The following is a 20,384-nucleotide window of genomic DNA, read 5'->3' on the forward strand; positions in this document are numbered from 1 at the left end:
CGCAAGTGTAAATAGTCGCCAATAAGAGAGTATAGGCTATGGAATCTTTATTACTACATGTGTCATTAAATAAAGCACAAAAGCAAACAAGATGGAGCCAATTTAATTCAGTAAAAATGGTGCTTGAGAATTGAGCAGATGATTTGTACGAAAAGTTCTATTTTTCAGACTCTCAATAATAAGCCTGTCTTAAAGGCAAATTGAAAAAACTGTGCTGGGGTGTATAGCCGATAACGGCAAAGTGACAGATCAAATACTGGCTACTAGCTACCAAGCAATGGTGAACTCATATATGACAATACATTCGGCACAAGGAGGTGAGATCGAAATGTCACCATCGAAATATTCTCGACTGATTAATTTTTTGCAAGAAGATTTGGCAATTTCCACGGCATCGCTGGCGGTTGCACTACGCCATCGGGAGCAAGACCCAGGCCCTTTGGCAATGATTCTTTGGCAGTATGGTTTGATTACTCTAGAGCAGTTAGAACAAATTTATGATTGGCTGGAGACGGCATAGATGATGCCAATTTTGGATTTTAGATTTTGGATTTTGGATTTTGGATTAAAAGTCACTAGCAAACGGTTATTATTGCAATCTCAAGCCTTAATACTATCTATTATGCAAATTTGGGATTATACTAAGTTGCCAAAGTTAGTATTATCTGGTGTAAAAGAAGCTGTGTGACTATCTCCGAAGCAAATAATATTATCTAGGGCAACTTGGTATAATTTAGGAAAACTAAAGCATGTCACATCAACTCTAATGTATACAAAGATTGATATATAAGTTTATTAACTCTGACGGTTTATACTCATTTATATACAAATAAAAAGAGCAAGTTAAATTATTAACTCGCTCTTTTTATTTAGTTCGGATTAATTAGGACTGACTAAACACTCTAACTGCTGCTGCTATACCAGAACCAGGCGTGAAGTCTTCGTAGCCAAGTTCTGTTAGGGTAACTTCTAAGGATGCTATACAGCTAAGGATATCGCGATCGCTCACAAAGCCCAAGTGACCAATGCGGAAAATCTTATTACTCAAATGGTCTTGACCACCTGCTAGGGCAATATCAAAGCGTTTTTTCATCAATGACCGAATCTTATCAGATTCAATTCCCTGTGGTGCTACAGCTGTAATTGCTGGACTAGCAGAACTATCTGCCGCGAACAGGGGTAAATTCAACCCTTGAATGGCGGCGCGGGTAGCGTTTTTTAGCCGTTCGTGTCGAGCAAATATTGACTCCAAGCCTTCCTCTTTCATAATTCGTAACGTGGTGTGCAGCGCTACTATCAAGTTCACTGGGGGAGTAAATGGAGTTGTATTTTTGGCTGTGGCTTTGCGATATTTGCCTAAATCCAAATAATATTTCGGTAGCTTCGCAGTTTTGTAAGCTTCCCAAGCTTTGGGACTGACAGAGACAAAACCCAATCCCGGCGGAATCATATAACCTTTTTGGGAACCGGAGGCGACTATATCCAAACCCCAAGCATCCACGGGGAGATTGAATGCACCCAAGCTAGTGACGGCATCAACGATAATTAAAGCTTCACCGTGTTCTTTGACATGGCGGTTGATAGCTTCTAAGTCATTCAACACACCCGTCGAGGTTTCGCTGTGAGTAATAATTACAGCTTTAATTTGCTTTTGGGTATCTGCTTGGAGTTTTTCGGCAAATACTGAGGGGTCTAATGGTTTTCCCCATTCCACCTTAACTTCTTCTACATTCAAACCGTAGGCTTGGCCAACTTCTACCCAACGTTCGCCAAATTTACCATTAGAGCCAACTAAAATGCGATCGCCTGGAGAAAGAAAATTAATTATTCCGGCTTCAACAGCACCCGTACCACTGACATTTAATGTCAGCACATCACTTTGAGTTTGATGCAGCCACTTGAGGTTTTCTGTCACCTCTGCCAATATGCTGCTAAATTCACTGGTACGGTGTCCAATCGGATGCTTGGCTAATGCCAGTAAGGCAGCTTCTGGCACCGGGGTTGGGCCTGGAATCATTAGCATCAGCTTATCGTTCATGTGTCTATCCTAAAAGTCAAATAAAAGTCAAAATTGTGGGAAGTTGGTTTATTCTGGTAGCGAATTCTAGATATTTACCTACAAATTACACTCAGATGACCATCAGTCTTGTTGTATATTTTCCAAATCCATAGGAAAAGTATCGTGGGAGTTAATCATCGGTCAGCTTGACCTTTGCAATTTATACGAGACTCCAACTTAGATAAAACCTCTGTTCTAGGCAATCTTACCATACACTTAGACACCAGGCTAAGACCTTGGTTGTAGGTGAGTGCCGATTGGAGACTAGCGGGAATCGTCGGTGAAAAAGCTATGTTTTGCTTCAACGAAGGAAGTAACCGCCTACACTATGCGGAAGAGTTGGATGTCGCCGTTTGCGAAGATATAAAAGATACCAAACCCAAACTTTTCAATCTGCTTTCGTCGAGGATTGATTCTTGAATTGCGATTCTCTAAGGAATACCTCTATCTATTGAGGAGGTGATGATTTATTTCAGTCTAAATCGCTTTTATGTCAATATCCAAGCCATTTATAGCTTACTGAATGATGATTTTTAACTGATAATTTACACTTCATTTGCCACCAAATTCGAGATATCTATGCTACTAGTTGCTGTACATTTTTAAATCGTACCCAGTGGTAGATGATAGCTAATCAACTATCCGTTTTTATACTACATTTAGAAATTTGCTACATCTGTGCTTAGTTTTATTAGTTACTATTCATGGTGAGTCGTTTTTAACTAGTGTTCAGTTTATAAACTGTCACTCACCAGATCCCTTGTTTTCTCGTAAAAGAGATATTCTTAGTTAGTGCAAGGAGTGATACCATTTCACCAGATGTTTGTCACAAGTTATCCCCGCAATGCTCCCTGTTCAGGGGGTGTTGCAGATTTCAAATGTTGCATCAAACGAGTGAGTTGGTATAAGCTTTTACGGGGAAGCGCTTGAGTGAGCAAAACTCTCAAGCGCTTTTTCGTGTATAAATAAGATAGTCCAACTATCTGGACGATAATACAATTAATAATATTTTTACCCATTAAATTTAAGTAATTGTTTCATCTAAGATTTATCTGATAACTCAACTCACACTTATCCAGTTAGAAGATGGCACGATTATTTACATTGAAGCCACAAATAAGGGTAGAGTGTTTATTTTCTAACCAACTGGAAAAGAAAACTCAGCAATCATGAGTCAGAATATTGATGCTGCCAAAATTTCTATTATCATTGCGGCTATTAATGAAGCGAGGAATATTAAAGAAACAATTGCTACTACTCAAAGCCGTCTAAATATAGAAGTCATTTTAGTAGATGGTGGCTCTCAAGATGATACTGTAGCGATCGCTCAGTCATTAGGTGTCAAAGTTATCTCATCATCTCCCGGACGTGCTGTGCAAATGAACGCGGGTGCTGTAGCGTCTGGCGGTGAGATTCTGCTATTTCTCCATGCAGATACCCGTTTACCGACTGGGTTTGATGAGATGATTTGCACAGCGCTACAACAGCCTGGGACTGTAGCTGGTGCATTTAATTTGCGGATTGATGCCCCACTTTTGAGTTTAAGGTGGGTGGAGTTGGGTGTAAAGTGGCGATCGCATTTTTGCCAAATGCCCTACGGCGACCAAGCAATTTTTTTAACCAAGGAATCATTTCAGCAAATTGGTGGTTTTCCTGAATTGCCTATCATGGAAGATTTTGAACTCATCCGTCGGTTAAAACCCATCGGCCGCATTGTAATTATCCCTACACCAGTTCTTACTTCAGCGCGTAGATGGTTGCAAAAGGGAGTATTCAAAACTACACTACTTAATCAATTAGTAATTATTGCTTATCTACTCGGCGTTTCACCTGAGCGAATTCGTAGCTGGTATCGCCGAGAAAAATTTAAGGGAATTAAACTGTGTAGCAATCCAAGAAATAACAATCCATGACAAAACTAACAATCATTCAGATATTTAAAAGTATTGATTTCAAACACTTGCAGAAATTTTTTAGTCTAAGTACATTAATATTATTGATATTGGTAAGTGCTTTTTTATTAAATACAGACTCGGCTTCTGCACAAGAATCTCTAAATCCAAATTCTTTTAATCCCCAAGCTATTTTACGCCAAGCCTTGCAGTGGATTGATAGCTTGGGTGCGTTGGGAGCCATAGCTTTTATTGCCATTTATATTATTGCTACCGTCGCTTTTTTCCCAGGTTCTATTCTCACCTTGGGAGCGGGTGTAATTTTTGGTGCAGTTTGGGGTTCTCTCTACGTATTTATCGGTGCGACCCTTGGCGCTACTGCTGCTTTCCTTGTGGGACGTTATTTAGCAAGGGGCTGGGTCGCTGGTAAAATCGCAGATAACAAAAAATTTGCCGCCATTGACCAAGCAGTTGGTAGAGAAGGATTAAAAATTGTCCTGTTAACGAGACTCTCACCCATATTTCCTTTCAATTTATTAAATTATACCTTTGGCATCACGGGAGTATCACTTAAAGATTACTTCATCGGCTCTGTAGGCATGATTCCCGGAACTATTATGTACGTTTATATAGGTTCCCTTGCAGGTAATCTAGCCATGATTGGTACTGAAGCTCAACCTACCAACCCAACTTTACAATGGGTAATTCGGATTTTGGGTTTAATTGCGACAGTCGCCGTTACAGTTTATGTCACCCGAATTGCACGCAAAGCTTTAGAAGAGGAATTGTAGGACAGCATAATTGTGCTACCCCACTGTGGTCTATTCAACAGCAAATTGCTGTAAATTATCGATTGTTGAAAGGTTTATACAGGAAAGCTTCAATCGAATCTGTCAATTCCCAAACGGACAAAATAATTCAAAGGCTGTATTCCTTATTAAACAAGCATAAAAAATAAAAGACTAAGCCGCCTTAATTTATCGGGATTCCTAATTTTGAATTCCCCAAAAGGCAGTTGACTTTAGTATTTACAATTCTTAGAAGAGGTTTAGCTAATGACCAATTCAGATTTAGAGAGAGTCACGGTTCGCCCAACAGATGAGTATAACCAAAAGTTAGTGTCTTACGTCCATCCGCCAAATTGGGTTAATCCTCAACCGGCAGATATTTACGATTTGGTAGTAATTGGGGCTGGTACGGCCGGATTAGTTGTAGCTGCGGGGGCTGCGGGTTTGGATTTGGGTTTAAAAGTGGCGTTAATTGAAAAGCATCTCATGGGTGGAGATTGCTTAAATGTTGGTTGCGTACCATCTAAAACTATTATTCGGTCTGCCCGCGTCGTTGGCGAAATCTGGGATGCTAAAGAATTGGGAGTTAATATTCCCCAACATAATATTGATGTTGATTTTCCCAAAGTTATGGCAAGGATGCGGCGGGTAAGGGCTGATATTAGTCATAATGACTCGGCGGAGCGGTTTCAAAAGTTAGGTGTCGATGTCTTTTTAGGTAGCGGTCGATTTGCAAGTAAAAATACCGTGGAAGTTGGCGATAAAACCCTCCGGTTTAAAAAAGCTGTAATTGCTACTGGCGCAAGAGCCGCACAACTTTCGATTCCAGGAATTGAAAAGGCGGGTTATCTAACTAATGAGACGGTTTTTTCCCTAATTCAACGACCGGAACGTTTGGCGGTGATTGGTGGCGGCCCCATTGGTTGCGAATTAGCGCAAGCTTTCCGGCGCTTGGGTTCTGAGGTGGTACTTTTCCATAGCGGTTCTCATCTGTTGAATAAAGAAGACGCTGAAGCTGCTGAAATTCTGCAAAAGGTTTTAATTAGCGAAGGAATTCGCGTGGTTTTGAATTCCAAATTAGAAGAAGTGGTAACTGTTACTCAGGGGAAACGGCTTTACTTTTCCTCCAATGGTCATCGAGATTCGGTGACAGTAGATGAAATTTTAGTCGGTGCGGGGCGATCGCCAAATGTGGAAGGTTTAAATTTAGAATCAGTGGGGGTGAAATACGACAAGCGCCAAGGTGTAAAGGTAAATGATTACCTCCAGACGACCAATCCCAAAATTTATGCGGCTGGCGATATCTGCATGAACTGGAAATTTACCCATGCTGCTGATGCGGCGGCGCGGATTGTAATTAAAAATACGCTGTTTTCTCCCTTTGGTTTAGGGCGCTCGAAACTCAGTAGTCTGGTGATGCCGTGGGTAACTTATACTGACCCAGAAATTGCCCACGTAGGCATGTCCGAACACGAGGCGCAGAAATTAGGTATTGAGGTGACGACAATCAAGATACCTTTTAATAGTGTAGACCGAGCGATCGCCGATGGTGAAGAGTCAGGATTTCTCAAAATCCACCATAAAAAGGGGTCTGATGAAATTATCGGTGCAACTATTATCGCCAGTCATGCGGGTGAAACGATCTCAGAAATAACTACAGCAATAGTGAATAAAATCGGCTTGAGTAAATTAAGCAGTGTGATTCATCCTTATCCCACTCAAGCCGAAGCTATAAAAAAGGCGGCTGATGCTTATCGCCGCACACTCTTAACATCAAATGCCAAAAAACTATTGGGATTTTTGACAAAGTTATCTTGAGCAAAATCAGCGAACAGTCACATAACTGTTCGCTGATATGTCATCTCTAAACAGGTCGGAAGCGATCGATCTCGCCTGTGACGATGTTTGCGAAATACAGATTGCCATCCTGTCCAGTGGTAAGTTGTGTAGGCACTCCTTGTTCTGCTGTCAGGGTAGCAAACCGATTAACTGAGACAACTTTGCCGTTACTATCGAATTTCAAAGCATCGATAGTTCCTTGACTGAAATCACCAACGAATAAAGATCCTTGATAGATTGAAGGGAAAGTACTACCTGTGTAAAAGTCACCCACAATAATCGAATTGGAAGAAAAATGCTTGTAGGTGTAAGCTGGCGCTGTAACAGTTTTGCCACTATTATAAAAATCTTGCGCCGCATCTAGGACAGCATATTTTGGTTGTTTCAGGCTAACAATATTGCCATTGGCATCAAGACCACCTTCATAGAATGGCCAGCCAAAGTTTTGTCCTGGTTTTCCGATATTCACCTCTTCGTAAGTACTGAAGCCAACATCACCAATATAGGGGGTATTGGTGGTCTTATCAATTGTGAACCGGAAGGGGTTACGCAGACCAAAGTCATATACCTTGGAACGATTGCTATTGGGATCGCCATTGTAGAAAGGATTACTTGATAAACCTTGACCTGTAATCGCATCAATATGCAAAAGCTTACCGGACAGATTATCGATATCCTGGACGCGAATTGCTCGCGGATCTATGCCATTGTAGGAAGTGCCATCTCCGAAGCTAACAAACAGAGAACCATCAGTACCAAACTTCACAGTCCCAACTGAGTGAGATGCGCTATCGTTGGCGACAAAATTCTGGATATTTTGGACTTTATCAAGATTATTTAGATAATCTTGCAAGCTGGTAAACATCTTACCAGTATCTTTGTTGATAATTCCTGATGGTGCGTAGCCAAGTGTGATATCTGTGCTATCTCCATCTGGGTGGCTGATATTATCCCAAGTGCCATTTGTGCCTATCAGCACAACTTCGCTGCCAGCAATGGCAGTAGTGTAATTAGTGTTGGGATCGGCTGTGACGCGAGTTAGCCTTCCAGTCCGATTCGCTCTCTTGTCGCGATCGTCTAATGTGGTGTTGGGGTTGTTCTTAGGGTTTTTTGGATCGGTTTCTGGTGGATCGTAACTATACAACAGGTAAACGTAGTTGTTACCGTTTGGATTTTTGCCAAAATCTGGGTGTACGGCAATGCTTAACAAACCGCGATCGTTAACATCACTTACCTCGTCAGAAATATCGATAAATGGTGTTGCTAATAAACTGCCGTTTTTCATTATTCGCACTACCCCATCTTTCTGGGCAATGAACATGGTACTACTATCAGATGTCCAGTCAAAAGCTGTGGGTTGAGTCAAACCAGAAGCTACCGAATCTATAACAAACTTACCAGAGTCATTATCAAGAATAGTGATAGTTGTCTGTTGATTAGTTAGTTGGACTCCAACTGCGTTACTAAACTTCAAAGTAAATGCTTCATTTGATTCCCCAACATTGTCATTAATTATGGGGATAACAATTGTCTTACTGACTTGTCCTGCTGCAAAAGACAAGGTTCCAGATACAGCCTGGTAGTCAGATCCCGCTTTCGCAGTTCCATCCACGGTTACGTAGTTCACACTAGCAGATCCGGTAGCGTTACCGCGTGTAGCTATAACCGTAGCAGTACCATCACCTTCATTAACTACTGGCTGACTGAAATCGATGCCAGAGCGATCGTTATCTTGAATCGTAATTTGGAGAGTTCTTTGGAGTCCTAGTGCTGCCCCATCTGGCTGCTCAATAACAAAATTAAATGTTTCATCTGCTTCTGCTAAAGAATCGTCATTGATGGGAATAGCTACCTGTCTGCTGCTTTGTCCTGGTGCAAAAATAACTGTTCCACCGCTTTCAGTGCCTTCACTTCCGTAGTCAACTCCTGCTGTGGCAGTACCAGAGAAGGTGGCATACTTGATTGAAGATGTGCCGCTTAAATCACCTGTTCTCAGTAAGGTGATGATGGCATTACCAGCACCTTCGTTTACAGTCGTGGAAGCCGATCCTAATGTGATGGTAGTTGGAGATTCCGGCGAATACAGTTGAGATTGAGGAATGATTTGCTTTGTCTGAGAATTGCTTGACCAAGACAGTTGGGAAACGGCGCTGTATTGATTGTCGTAGTATTCGAGTTTAATGTCATACTTCTGACCTGCAACCAGTGCGATCGAGCCACTATTTTCTGTGGTAGATTGATCGACAAACTTATTGATGAGTAGTTGATTATTGACCCACAGTCGCACACCATCATCACTATTGGTATAGAAGTTGTAAGTCTCGCTGTACTGAGCTTGCACCTGACCTGTCCAACGGGCTGAGAAGGTATCTACACCGATGGACGGATCTGGAGAACCAGCGCCCCAAACAAAGTTCACTGTTGGATCTGTGCGAGTTACCTTCAGATTGGTGAAGTCGGCGTTGTCGTAATACTGGGCTTGTAGTCCGTTGCCATTACCAGGTGCGTTGAGATTACTATACAGTTGTGACTGAGGAATGATTTGCTTTGTCTGAGAATTGCTTGACCAAGCCAGCTGGGAAACGGCACTGTATTGATTTTCGTAGTATTCGAGTTTAATATCGTACTTTTGACCAGCAACCAGTGCGATCGAGCCACTTGATTCTGTGGCAGATTGATCGACAAACTTATTGATGATTTGCTGATTATTCACTGACAGTCGTACACCATCATCAGCAGTGGTGTAAAAGTTGTAAGTCTCGCTATACTTGGCTTCTACCTGACCAGTCCAACGGGCTGAGAAGGTATCTGCACCTATGGAAGGATCTGGAGAACCAGCACCCCAGATAAAGTTTACTGTCGGATCTGTGCGAGTTACCTTCAGGTTTGTGAAGTCGATATTATCGTAGTACTCTGCTTTAAGTCCATTTCCCTGAGAGAGCGCACTGGCGCTAGCCCGAGCAATATTGGATTGTGGTGGATCGATGGTTTGTAGAGCTGATGGAGTAACTGTTGAACTTGCAGCTACTGACAACGGTTGATTAAGAACCTGTGAATCACTCATTGAGATATATGCCTCACGATAGTACTAAAACTAATTCCACAATCAATGCTTGTAGATTAGTTTTATGTTGAATGGTTTCAAAAAAATGCCGAATGATTTTAGCTTAAACATATTGATAAGCGGAGCATTATTTGCCTATTAATATATTTATTAATTTCAATACTATTCCACTCAATTGCTAATACAAATTCTTTCTATTTATGCTCCTTTACTGCTTATTTGTATCAATGAAAATAAAATAATATGAAGCTATATACATTGCTCTATCTTCTTGAAAAGCATGTATATAGAAAAACACTTATGAGCAAGAAGCGTTAGAGACTACTTTAAGGGCATATTAGTCCTTATGAATCTTTGTCTTCTTTCAAGAAATTTCTGAATTTTGATGTATGTAAATTCAGTTTGGTGAATTTAAAAAATCATAAATTACCTCTCCTGAGAGCTTCTAATCTCACCATTGTGCTAGTGGATAAAGTTGAGGCAAAATACCACCCAATTACAGAATATACATACTTAAGTAATAGAAAGTGTAATTTGACATATCTATTTTTACGTATTGTTCTAGGATTAATCAATTACACATTTGACACCAGAACACCGTGTTATGTCTATCTTTTTTGTGGAACTTTGTTTAAATATTCACATTGCTCTATCCTTTTTTAAAGGAAGATCAAAGTTTTGATGATTTTTAAATAAAAATTACCAACACACTGGATGATCTCATGTTTTTTGGTTGCATAGTTATTAATTACATGAAAATTCTATAAAGAAAAGTTTTAATATTTAAAGATTTGAAAAAGTGTTATTTATCTATGCTTGATATTGACTATCAATTTATATATTTGCTAAGTAGGTGGGCGCAATTAAAGCTAACTGGCAAACACTGTCATTTATCCTTTGTCTTAGTCATTAATAAGGTTTTCAAGCCTGTTTATGTTTCGTAATATAAGTTGGTTTATTCCCGCCAACTTACTTACGATAAGCACTAGCTAGGTTATTTGATGAATTACTGGCCATAAGTCGTCAATCATCCGTTAAAACAACGGAGTTCAGCAGAATGCCAAGCTATGTCCCTAATATTGGGTTATTAAGCTGATACTGTTAGGCGAATCATGACGCTAGAGTTAATTTCCTTGAAAGAAAACTTTACAGTATCTCAAGTCCTAGAGCGAATTCACAATTTAGCTAATCCCAGTGAGATAATTTATTATCTTTATGTCACTGATGCGGAAAGGCATTTAACAGGGATTGATATGGTTGCAGGAGTTAGTCTACATCCCAGCCTGAGTAAAATATTGCCGAAATTATGACCCGTGATATGGTGTTTATCCACACTTGTACAGACCAAGAAGAAGTTGCAAGATTAAGCCAAAGATATGACTTTCTGGCTGTATCTGTGGTAGATAGAGAACAGCGCCTAGTAAGTATTATTACTATTGATAATGTGATTTACATTATACAAAAATAAACCACCGAAGATATTTATGTCTTGGGTGGCGGTGTGCGGTCGAGAGACAACAACTATTTTCAGATAAATTTACTGGAAATTGCTCGGCAACGGGTTGAAAAACAATGTTCAGACGACAAGCCGCTTTGCGTCTAGGCAGGGTCATTATTGGGAGGAATGCTAGGTAATATCGCTACTGGCTAGGCTTATTTTCTGCAAATGACTAACTTTTACAATTCTGATTCCGTCTTTGGAGCAATAATTTCGCCAGTACCCAATTCCAGTATTAAATCCTGCTCGGTAATCAATCCACTTAGTTCCTTCACTTGTAAGTTCATTTCTTCACAAGCTTGTCTGAGTTCTCGCGCAAATTTGTTGAGGTCTTGACCATAGCCACATTGATAAGCAGCAGTTTCAATTCCTTGCTTGGCATTTGCTCTAGCACAATCTACTAGTTCTGTGCCTTGCAGTGGTGTAGGAGATGCCATAGACGTAGTTATTATTTTTTAAATGTTTGCTGCTAAATACATTATCAATATTTTCAAATCGACTCATCCCTCCAATGGAAGACCATGAGGGTAGAGTTAGGGGTGAGAAGTTAAAAGTTATAAATTAATAATTAATAATATATCAGTTATAACTTTTAATTTCTAATTCCTAAGTCTTAACTTTTTTACTTATCCATTTACAACATCTCCACCATTGACATGTAACACTTGTCCAGAGACATAAGAAGCATCATCAGAGGCTAAATATACGTAGCTAGGTGCAACTTCTTCTGGTTGTCCGGCTCGTTGCATTGGTACTTGTTTCCCAAAAGTTTCAACTTTTTCTTCGGGAAAAGTTGAAGGAATTAGAGGTGTCCAAATCGGCCCTGGCGCGACAGCATTAACGCGAATTCCTTTTGACACCAAATTTTGTGATAAGGAGCGAGTGAAGGCAACGATCGCACCTTTTGTGGAGGAATAATCTAGAAGTTGTGGGCTACCTTTATAAGCTGTTACCGATGTAGTATTGATGATAGAACTGCCTGCTTGTAAATGCTTGAGTGCAGCTTTAGTCATGAAAAACATCGAGAATATATTAGTGCGAAAAGTGCGCTCTAGTTGTTCTTTGGTGATTTCCTCAATACTTTCTTTCGGATGTTGTTCGGCGGCATTGTTGATGAGAATATCCAGTTTGCCAAACTCACCAACTGTTTGTTGGATAGCTTGCTGACAAAAAGTTTCATCCCCAATATCCCCTGCGATGGTTACTGCACGGCGGCCTTGTTTTTCTACCAAATGTTTTGTTTCTTTGGCATCGTCGTGTTCGTTGAGGTAAAGAATCGCCACATCTGCACCTTCTTTAGCAAATGCGATCGCTACAGCACGACCAATACCACTATCAGCACCCGTAATTAATGCTACTTTATCTTGTAGCTTGGCACTACCCCGATACTGGGCATCATCTGCTTTGGGTTTTGGTGTCATTTCTGATTCAACACCTGGTGGTTGTTGTTGTTGTGCAGGTTGTGATTTTTTCTCTTTTGATTTAGGCATAGGTTTTGTCTCACTAATTTAATTTTGAATGTAATTAGATATTAGGCATTTGGGAGAAGTGACAGGTGATAGGGAATAATCTGTACCCAATTCTTTTCTTATGTCCGCATTTCCTATTTCAAAAGCAAACCTTGGATCGAAAATTCAACCCAAGGTTTATTTTTTGCTTTGGCTCCCATCCATTAGCCATTTGCAATTTTAGGCATTTATATCCCGAATGCTTACCAAAGATACTTATTGCTGGCAATTATTGTATGCGGCTTTAGATTATTTATCCTCACATCTGACTACGAAATAAAAAGTATACAACTCTTATCCGATGAATGGTTTATCCCTCTCTTCTACTTTAAAGTTAACTATTGTGTGGCTGTAATTTATCGCTCCATAGAGGTAAAAAAGCTGAATTTTGCTCAACCTTAAGGCGTAGAATAAATTAAATAAATTAAAGTTCTTGAGTTAGTGTATAAATCATTTCTATCAGATAAACAAGTGAGCTATTTTTGCTAAACGAAAATAAAGATTATAGTTTCTCACTTCTCCATCGCAAAATACCTACTTTTATGGCATAAATTTTAGTTAATGTTAATATTTATTTAGGTTGATATCTATATAGCTGAATTCTTGTAGAGTAAATTAGTTGCAAAAGTACTTGACTATAATCCCCAGATTAATAGCCCAAAAGCCTACGTGGTGCGCTACATTGAGATCATTAGAGGGTAGGGGTTATGGCAATACTAAATATTTCCGACTTAGAGCAGGTTGAAAAGTTTCACCACTTACAATTAACCTTAAGCGATCGCTGGAAAACGATCGAGTCATTTGACAATAGTGAAGCGGATATTTTAATTATTCCCTCCCTAAGTCTCGATCGGCGCGAACTCCAAAAGATCGAAGGCTGCGAGCATTATGAAGAAAGATTACTATTCTCCTTAATTCGATTGCAGAATCCCCGGACTCGGCTGGTTTATGTAACATCAGTACCCTTGCATCCGAGTATCATTGATTATTATCTGCAACTGTTACCAGGAATTCCTTTTTCTCATGCTCGCAATCGCTTGCTGCTACTTTCTACTTATGATTCCTCCCTTAAGCCTCTGAGCCAAAAGATTTTAGAACGTCCCCGCTTGCTAGAGCGGATTCATCAATCTTTGAGGCTAGACAAATCATTTATGATCTGCTACAACTCTTCGCACTGGGAAGGCGAATTGTCTGTCAAATTGGGTGTACCACTGTATGCTGCTGCACCAGATTTACAAATTTGGGGGACAAAAAGTGGCAGTCGGCAAATCTTCGCTGAAAGCGGAGTACCGCATCCAGATGGCACCGAAAAAATTTGGAACCACAGAGATTTGGCAGAAGCTACCGGTGATTTGTGGGAACGACAACCGACATTAAAACGGTTAGTGGTGAAACTCAACGAAGGCATTTCGGGAGAGGGGAATGCATTGTTGGATCTTAGACCAATTGAGAATTTAGCACCAGGTAAAGGAACTCATGCCCAAAGGGTAGAGGCAATTAGCGATCGCTTCTCAACAATGCGCTTTCAAGCAAAACAAGAGACTTGGGATAATTTTTCGGGAAGAATCCCGGAATTAGGGGCAATCACCGAAGCATTTGTGGAAGGGGAAACTAAGCGATCGCCCAGCGTCCAAGGACGGATTACACCCACCGGCGAAGTGGAAATCCTTTCAACCCACGACCAAATTCTTGGAGGCCCAGACGGTCAAATTTATCTTGGTTGTCGCTTTCCGGCTGATGAAAGCTATCGATTGGAATTACAGCAATTGGGGCTAAAAGTTGGCAGAAAGCTAGCAGAAAAAGGCACTTTAGAGCGATTTGGCGTAGATTTTATCGCCGTTGACAAGGGTAACGGAGAGTGGGATATTCAAGCGATCGAAATTAACCTGCGTAAAGGCGGTACAACTCATCCATTCATGACTCTGAAATTATTAACGAATGGTCGCTATGACCTTTCCACAGGCTTATTTTATAGTCAGCAAGGTCGTCCTAAATACTACATTGCCACTGATAATCTCCAAAAAGAGCGCTATCAGGGATTATTACCTAATGATTTGATGGATATCATCGCTCACCACAGACTGCACTTCGACAGTGGTACAGAAACGGGCACAGTATTTCATCTTATGGGTTGCCTTTCGCAGTTTGGCAAGTTGGGATTAACCAGTATTGGTGATTCCCCACAACAAGCACAAGACATTTATAACAAAGTTGTCAAAGTTCTTGATGAAGAAACCCGCAGCGAAAATCATGATTTCTCGGCGTTTTCAGATTATTCTTTTCCCGTCGCTTGGGATGAACATAGTTAAGGAATCTCCTTAGGAACGTGGATTCAATAAAGTGTAAAAGTAGGGTGTGTTAGCAAGGAGAGTACGGCACCATTCTCCGTTCCATCAGAATTGCAGGTTATTAAGTTTACATTCCTTATTGTGTTAGCTAGCCTTCCACTTCCAGCTAGCGCAGCACATCTTTACTTTCTTCTGGGGTTGGGGGATCTTTTCTGCGTAAGTCCTAATAATTACGTATTACGGATTTTTAAAGTTCTGTGTTTGTAACGGACTATGCATAGTAGAACGATTAGCAATACAAGCGCTTTGATCGTTGATGGTTCCACTACTTTCTTCACTTCTATAGGAGGTTTAGGAGTAACATTGCATGGAATCTCAATTATCTGTGTGTGATTGGAACCATTACCATTGGTAGTCAAATCGCATTCACCTTTGTTGGTGAGAGACAAAGGTGTAGTTCCTGGAGAAATAGGTGGTGGAACTGGAGTAACAGATGGTGGAACTGAAGAAACAGCTGCCTGAGCTGAAGAACTATCGCCATTAAGTAATAAAAGCAGGATTAAAGCAAGACCCCCAACTCCGATTATTGGCCAGAGTGGGAAGGAATTAGAACTGTCTGGTACTAAGACATCTCCCCCAGTCCCAGGGAAAGTATCAAGGGCTATTTCTTCTCCGTCCAACGGTAGTGGAGTGTCACTCAGCAATATATCGCCTGGGATATCTTCTCCTAAGAGCTGATTAAATTCCTGTGGGATTGCGTTGTTGGGTCGTCCGAGTTCCCCACCATCTTCGGAGTATGGATAGGATAGTAGTTCAAAAATCCTTTTTTGGAGTTGGTTTTGATCTCCAGAATTCAACGCATCTAGGCCTGTAGAGAGTTTATTTAAATAAAAATTCGTCATTTCTGGCGACAGACCCAGAGATTGAATCTGTTCTTTGATGTTGTCAATTTTTGAGGCCTCTTCAAACAACAGTCGTCCGTATGAGAATTTCAAGTCTAGTAATCCATTACGAAGGCTGACTGGATTATTGACTCCTGAGTATGGTGCCCAGTAGAACTGGTTGGTTACAAGTCCAAGTCCCTCTACTGGATTGCGACCAATACCTTGTCCAAGAAGGTATTGAGAGCTATCCATGATGGCGGGGGATTCGTTTCTCCAAAATGAGGCGAAAGGCACCGAATAGAGATTGGGATTGTTACCGTAAAAGCTAGCGAAATTCTGGAAGTTTTTCTCCCCACCGGCTGCTCGTATCAAGAGGTTTTCATAGCTATTCCCGCCGTTTAACTCTACTAATCGTTGGATTACCGCTCCAGTTTTATTGCAGGTCAGGCCAAATCCCACATCACATCCAGGAATGACTCGCATCTGGCTCAAATTCTGGTTATTGATTTGGTACTGGAGATACTCAGACTCCAGTCCTTGTTGGATACCATAGCGGCCAATATTGAGCTGTGCAAAAGCAGACTGACATGTAGTGAGTACTACTGCAACAGATGAAAATGCGATGGTTGCAAAACGAACCGCTTTCGACACCGCAATTCTTTGAAAAATTGATTTAGGCAAAATGCACCTCCAGAAAACTACAGCAATTTAATTGGGCATGGGGCATTGGTTCATCTCCCCCAATTCCCAATCCCAATTCAACTCTTAGGTAAAGAAATGTTGATCGTGATTCCGGTACCTTTGAGATTCCCTGATGAGAGTGTGTGATATAAGACCAATGCCCGGTTTGGCTGGTCGAAAAGAAACCCACGACGTGTGGGTTTGATCTTCCCTTCCTTTACTAAGGAAACGAAGGCTTCTAAATATCTATGTATGCCTTGACGGTTCTCTTGACTAGCATTCAGATGATGCTCAATCAGCATCATAAAGAAGTCCAAGCTCCGATTTTCCTGCCCTTGAATCAGACTACCCTCATCTAGAAAAGAAGTTGCGATTAGCCTGCCATCAACTTGTTTAACCTTAAACATAGTGAAGTAACGCCCTTCTTTTTTAGGATCGTTCGCATAACAGACCCAAGAACCCTCTTTATTTTGTGTAAAACCCTGTTCCGCAAGGTAAGAAAGCAAAGAATTATTTGCCTTATTCTGTGGTGGAGGTAACAAATCCTCAATGGGATCTAAAGAGCAAATTCTGTGTGTTGTTTTTGTTTTCTGTTGAGAAATAATAGGAGTCTCTTGGGTAGGGACGCGCAAGGGTTTGTCATCAGACATTGCCATGCTAGACATCGCAGCCAATGCAGATAATTGGAGAACGATCGCACCAAACAAACGAACAATGATATTCATGGTTTTCCTGTTACTTTTACTTATGTTGTCAATAATCAAGTTGTTACTAAATCAGGATTGATCTAGCAGTCCTAGATCGTTTGTTAAATTTAAGTGTTTTCCTCATTTGGTCGAGGGTCACTTAAGTTTTCACCAATCACATAGGTTTTATATATAGGTAACTAAGTGCGAAGAGAATAAATATCTAAATAAAACACAAAAATTCAATGTATTCTTGACAAAAGAAATTGGGCTTTTTGATACTTTTACGTATGCAAAAAACTATGACATTGCGTCAACACTTTTATATTTAGTGTCACCTAAATTTTTGCCATTCTTAAGAGGCTTTTATGCCTTCTTTGCTGGCTACCATGATTTCTAAAAAAGGCTTTGTTAGCTCTTTCGTATCTTATATAAGCAGACTTTCAAAAGCTCTATGCTTTGCACATTGGTGCTTTTGTTGATTTCGTTGCTGGGTTGAATAATTTTTTGTTTTTTGGAGGTAGCACACCTAACTAGCTGTTTCAGCATGGTAACAATTTAATGTATAAAATAATATCTCCTGACAGTAAAATAATATTACCATGAGCTTGAGACATGCAACACTATTGTGGACAGTTGTCAAAGTTGTACACTGTAAATCGTCCTACTCTTCATTAAATTTCATAGCAAATAGTTGAGAGTCAAAGTCAATTCACTTATATATCGTTAGTACTTTAAAATCTAGTATTCTTGTTCTTGAGCTATTCATCTTTTGTCTTAAATATGACTTAGTATTAACAGATACACGGACGATACATATATTCTAATTGCTGGATAAGCTTGATTATCTGAATTTTAAGCTACAAGCGATCGCATCAAACTAAGTCAAACTAGATGACTATGTATAAAATTTACACTTTGACAAGCTTTTGTCGCTATAAATTTTCTCAGCGTCTTAGACTCAGATTCCTTAATCTATATATTGTCATAACGAAAGAGTATTACTTAAATTTGCCCTGTAGGTAGAGGAATATCCTGAGCAAAGTTGGTATATTTAAAAATTTAAGTGGTAATAAGCTTTGACTATAATTAAGATACTAAGTTGTTATTTTTACAAGCCTTGGCAGTATGAATGTGGAATTTTTTAGCAGGATTCCTTTGAAGCCTTTAGTATTACTATGGCTAGCTTACACTCTTCTGGGATGGTATCTTGCTGCTAATCATATTGTTTGGTTGGTGGGAGCTTTTGTTGCTGCTATGGTTTTAGCTATAGTGCGAAAGAGTACTTCTTGGTTAGAGCGTTTTGTTGAATTTGGTTCTCAAACTTTAGCTGTTGTATTATTTTTAAGTATATCAATTGTTTTTGTAGCAACTTGGTCGCTATTATTAAGGCTTTTTATCATCCCCTTAGCGACTACACTTTTAGCTGATTTGGAAATGCGCTTTTCTGGCTTCAACAAACTAGATTCATTTTGGATATTAACAGTTCTAGCAGTATTGGGTTTGGTCGTGGGCGAATTAATAGATATTCTACTTTTTCCCAGTAGCAGATATTAAAGTATTAAAGATAAAAAGAGATTTATATTATTTATTAAGTAGTGCTGTACAGATGTGTGCCACTACTTAATGTGAAGTGTTAGAAGATATTTTAAACGTTTTAAATCACACCCCAAACTGTGCATTTTGAGTCAAGCAAGTGCGGCGGAACTTTTGAGTACTGGGACTTTAATACACAGAGATATCTTCTGATAATAGTAAGCTATCTTAATAAAGATGCAAAATTTAAAGTTGAGATATTAAGTTATTAGCTTCAATCGGGGGCAACAACTTTACTATCCTTCTGATGGTTAATTGACCAACGGTGATCGACAGTCACAGAGGTAAACTCGCAAATTTCTTCTAGTCGCTTTTGTTGCACCGCAGCTTTACGCAGAGTGATAATTAGTTGATTTACCTGATGCCGTAAATCTGGATTATCATTTACTGCTAACATAGTTTGTCTTTCTAAAAGTTGAAGTATAAGTTCGTAGTGAATAGGTGAAGGTAGAGGAATTTGCTCCATGAAGTTCAATTTTGATTTCATATCTGGAATTTTGTATTAGTTAAATTTTATCTCTTGTAAATGAATTGTTACATACTAAATAACTAGTTGCTTATGCTTTAATTTGATTAGCGATGAAGATTTAGCAAAGAATTTATAATACTTGACAGTAAAGTACTGCGTATCTACGCATAGTATGCCTCATTAGTTGCCCTGCACTAAGAAGTACAGGGGAGGTATTGATTTCAGAAATTCCTCGGCAAGATATGGCCTATAGCAGCGCCGGGATCTGGTTGTTTTACCAAAGATTCTCCAATGAGTACGGCAGATGCACCTGCTGTAAGCACCAAATTCAAATCATCTGGGTTGTGTAGTCCTGACTCACTGACAACAAGGATGTTTTTCTCCTGCAATTGGCTACCTCTTGCAGCTAAAAGTTGGCAAGTAGTTTGCAGATCAACAGAGAAATCTTCCAAATTGCGATTATTGATTCCGACTAAATAGACCCCATCTAAAGCTAGCACACGGTCAAGTTCTGCCAAGCTATGAACTTCAATCAAGACTGCCATTTTCAGATTGTTAGCAATTTTGAGGAAGTATTTCAAATCTTGATCGCTCAGGATAGCTGCAATCAATAAAATAGCATCTGCACCCTGAATTCGTGCTAAGTATATCTGATAAGCATAAATGATAAACTCTTTGCATAGTAAGGGCAAATCTACGGCAGCCCGAATTTTGGCCAAGTTGTCAAAACTACCTTGAAAGAACTTGACATCGGTTAGCACTGAAAGACAACTAGCACCACCTTGCTGATAAGATTGGGCGATCGCTACTGGGTCAAAATCTTCTCGGAAAACGCCTTTGCTAGGTGAAGCTTTTTTAACTTCGGCAATCAATGCTGGTTTAGTTTTACCTTGGCGCAAAGCGGCGACAAAATCACGAGTTGGCGGCGCAGTCAGTACCTGCTTCCGCAATTCTTGCAAAGGAACTTTTTCCCGCATCAGGTCATATTCTACTTCTTTCTGCCAGACAATTTCTTCTAAGATGTTATTTGGCGCGGCATCTGGCACGGCTACCTGATAACGTAATATGGATACGGCAATAGCTGGGTTAGGTGAACGACGGCGGATTTGCATGATTGGGGAATGGGGAATTG

General features: G+C 40.0%; 15 protein-coding genes and 1 pseudogene. 8 read left to right on the forward strand and 8 right to left on the reverse strand.

All coding sequences use genetic code 11. The features are described from left to right. Positions 1 to 292 precede the first annotated feature (292 nt). Positions 293 to 520 (forward strand): DUF2949 domain-containing protein, encoded by a 228-nt coding sequence (locus tag CDG79_RS23325; protein ID WP_094344275.1) that lies wholly within the window; start codon positions 293 to 295, stop codon positions 518 to 520. Continuing rightward, the gene (locus tag CDG79_RS42650) at positions 521 to 688 is read left to right on the forward strand and encodes a hypothetical protein (RefSeq protein ID WP_189525098.1); all 168 of its coding nucleotides are present in this window, start codon (positions 521 to 523) and stop codon (positions 686 to 688) included. Positions 689 to 883: 195 nt separating this feature from the next. On the opposite strand, the gene CDG79_RS23330 is transcribed toward CDG79_RS42650, so the two are convergent. Then, the gene (locus CDG79_RS23330; protein WP_094344260.1) at positions 884 to 2,038 is read right to left on the reverse strand and encodes a pyridoxal-phosphate-dependent aminotransferase family protein; all 1,155 of its coding nucleotides are present in this window, start codon (positions 2,036 to 2,038) and stop codon (positions 884 to 886) included. Positions 2,039 to 3,228: 1,190 nt separating this feature from the next. Between CDG79_RS23330 and CDG79_RS23340 the strand changes: the two genes are divergently transcribed. The 3 genes from CDG79_RS23340 (at position 3,229) to CDG79_RS23350 (ending at position 6,557) form a co-directional block, all read left to right on the forward strand. Further along, entirely contained in the window at positions 3,229 to 3,972 is a 744-nt protein-coding gene (locus CDG79_RS23340; protein WP_094344262.1) for a TIGR04283 family arsenosugar biosynthesis glycosyltransferase, read from the forward strand. After that, on the forward strand, positions 3,969 to 4,742 hold the full coding sequence (locus CDG79_RS23345) for a TVP38/TMEM64 family protein (protein ID WP_094344263.1): 774 nt from the start codon (positions 3,969 to 3,971) through the stop codon (positions 4,740 to 4,742). The genes CDG79_RS23340 and CDG79_RS23345 overlap by 4 nt, the downstream gene beginning before the upstream one ends. 264 nt (positions 4,743 to 5,006) lie before the next feature. Beyond that, positions 5,007 to 6,557, forward strand: coding sequence for a mercuric reductase (locus CDG79_RS23350; protein WP_094344264.1), 1,551 nt, complete (start codon positions 5,007 to 5,009; stop codon positions 6,555 to 6,557). A gap of 46 nt (positions 6,558 to 6,603) precedes the next feature. Here CDG79_RS23350 and CDG79_RS23355 read toward each other — a convergent pair whose 3' ends face one another. Then, positions 6,604 to 9,642 (reverse strand): PA14 domain-containing protein, encoded by a 3,039-nt coding sequence (locus tag CDG79_RS23355; protein ID WP_094344265.1) that lies wholly within the window; start codon positions 9,640 to 9,642, stop codon positions 6,604 to 6,606. Between the two features lie 988 nt (positions 9,643 to 10,630). On the opposite strand from CDG79_RS23355, the pseudogene CDG79_RS43950 reads away from it, so the two are divergent. Continuing rightward, positions 10,631 to 11,206, forward strand: a pseudogene (locus tag CDG79_RS43950) (CBS domain-containing protein); the annotation flags it as partial. A gap of 113 nt (positions 11,207 to 11,319) precedes the next feature. Here CDG79_RS43950 and CDG79_RS23365 read toward each other — a convergent pair. Beyond that, positions 11,320 to 11,577, reverse strand: a complete 258-nt coding sequence (locus CDG79_RS23365; protein WP_094344267.1) for a hypothetical protein — start codon at positions 11,575 to 11,577, stop codon at positions 11,320 to 11,322. Positions 11,578 to 11,766: 189 nt separating this feature from the next. Continuing rightward, complete coding sequence (locus CDG79_RS23370; protein ID WP_094344268.1) at positions 11,767 to 12,630, reverse strand: SDR family oxidoreductase; 864 nt, start codon at positions 12,628 to 12,630, stop codon at positions 11,767 to 11,769. Positions 12,631 to 13,355: 725 nt separating this feature from the next. Between CDG79_RS23370 and CDG79_RS23375 the strand changes: the two genes are divergently transcribed. Further along, positions 13,356 to 14,957: a peptide ligase PGM1-related protein gene (locus tag CDG79_RS23375; protein WP_094344269.1), complete on the forward strand. Its 1,602-nt coding sequence runs from the start codon at positions 13,356 to 13,358 to the stop codon at positions 14,955 to 14,957. Between the two features lie 209 nt (positions 14,958 to 15,166). Here CDG79_RS23375 and CDG79_RS23380 read toward each other — a convergent pair whose 3' ends face one another. Next, the gene (locus tag CDG79_RS23380) at positions 15,167 to 16,501 is read right to left on the reverse strand and encodes a hypothetical protein (protein ID WP_223278277.1); all 1,335 of its coding nucleotides are present in this window, start codon (positions 16,499 to 16,501) and stop codon (positions 15,167 to 15,169) included. Between the two features lie 77 nt (positions 16,502 to 16,578). Beyond that, positions 16,579 to 17,226, reverse strand: coding sequence for a hypothetical protein (locus CDG79_RS23385; protein ID WP_094344270.1), 648 nt, complete (start codon positions 17,224 to 17,226; stop codon positions 16,579 to 16,581). A 1,089-nt stretch (positions 17,227 to 18,315) separates the two neighbouring features. On the opposite strand from CDG79_RS23385, the gene CDG79_RS23390 reads away from it, so the two are divergent. After that, positions 18,316 to 18,744, forward strand: coding sequence for a hypothetical protein (locus CDG79_RS23390; RefSeq protein ID WP_094344271.1), 429 nt, complete (start codon positions 18,316 to 18,318; stop codon positions 18,742 to 18,744). Between the two features lie 253 nt (positions 18,745 to 18,997). Here CDG79_RS23390 and CDG79_RS23395 read toward each other — a convergent pair whose 3' ends face one another. Together CDG79_RS23395 and trpC are read right to left on the reverse strand one after the other, a co-directional pair. Further along, positions 18,998 to 19,249, reverse strand: coding sequence for a DUF5340 domain-containing protein (locus CDG79_RS23395; RefSeq protein ID WP_094344272.1), 252 nt, complete (start codon positions 19,247 to 19,249; stop codon positions 18,998 to 19,000). 224 nt (positions 19,250 to 19,473) lie between these two features. Further along, positions 19,474 to 20,364, reverse strand: a complete 891-nt coding sequence (gene trpC, locus CDG79_RS23400) for an indole-3-glycerol phosphate synthase TrpC (RefSeq protein ID WP_094344273.1) — start codon at positions 20,362 to 20,364, stop codon at positions 19,474 to 19,476. Positions 20,365 to 20,384 lie beyond the last annotated feature (20 nt).

It is taken from the genome of Nostoc sp. 'Peltigera membranacea cyanobiont' 232 (assembly GCF_002245985.1).
Taxonomy (GTDB): Bacteria; Cyanobacteriota; Cyanobacteriia; order Cyanobacteriales; family Nostocaceae; genus Nostoc.

Coding starts and splice junctions, on each gene's coding strand:
- CDG79_RS23325 (WP_094344275.1), top strand. CDS start 293: ATGACAATACATTCGGCACAAGGAGGTGAGATCGAAATGTCACCATCG.
- CDG79_RS42650 (WP_189525098.1), top strand. CDS start 521: ATGATGCCAATTTTGGATTTTAGATTTTGGATTTTGGATTTTGGATTA.
- CDG79_RS23330 (WP_094344260.1), bottom strand. CDS start 2,038: ATGAACGATAAGCTGATGCTAATGATTCCAGGCCCAACCCCGGTGCCA.
- CDG79_RS23340 (WP_094344262.1), top strand. CDS start 3,229: ATGAGTCAGAATATTGATGCTGCCAAAATTTCTATTATCATTGCGGCT.
- CDG79_RS23345 (WP_094344263.1), top strand. CDS start 3,969: ATGACAAAACTAACAATCATTCAGATATTTAAAAGTATTGATTTCAAA.
- CDG79_RS23350 (WP_094344264.1), top strand. CDS start 5,007: ATGACCAATTCAGATTTAGAGAGAGTCACGGTTCGCCCAACAGATGAG.
- CDG79_RS23355 (WP_094344265.1), bottom strand. CDS start 9,642: ATGAGTGATTCACAGGTTCTTAATCAACCGTTGTCAGTAGCTGCAAGT.
- CDG79_RS23365 (WP_094344267.1), bottom strand. CDS start 11,577: ATGGCATCTCCTACACCACTGCAAGGCACAGAACTAGTAGATTGTGCT.
- CDG79_RS23370 (WP_094344268.1), bottom strand. CDS start 12,630: ATGCCTAAATCAAAAGAGAAAAAATCACAACCTGCACAACAACAACAA.
- CDG79_RS23375 (WP_094344269.1), top strand. CDS start 13,356: ATGGCAATACTAAATATTTCCGACTTAGAGCAGGTTGAAAAGTTTCAC.
- CDG79_RS23385 (WP_094344270.1), bottom strand. CDS start 17,226: ATGAATATCATTGTTCGTTTGTTTGGTGCGATCGTTCTCCAATTATCT.
- CDG79_RS23390 (WP_094344271.1), top strand. CDS start 18,316: ATGAATGTGGAATTTTTTAGCAGGATTCCTTTGAAGCCTTTAGTATTA.
- CDG79_RS23395 (WP_094344272.1), bottom strand. CDS start 19,249: ATGGAGCAAATTCCTCTACCTTCACCTATTCACTACGAACTTATACTT.
- trpC (WP_094344273.1), bottom strand. CDS start 20,364: ATGCAAATCCGCCGTCGTTCACCTAACCCAGCTATTGCCGTATCCATA.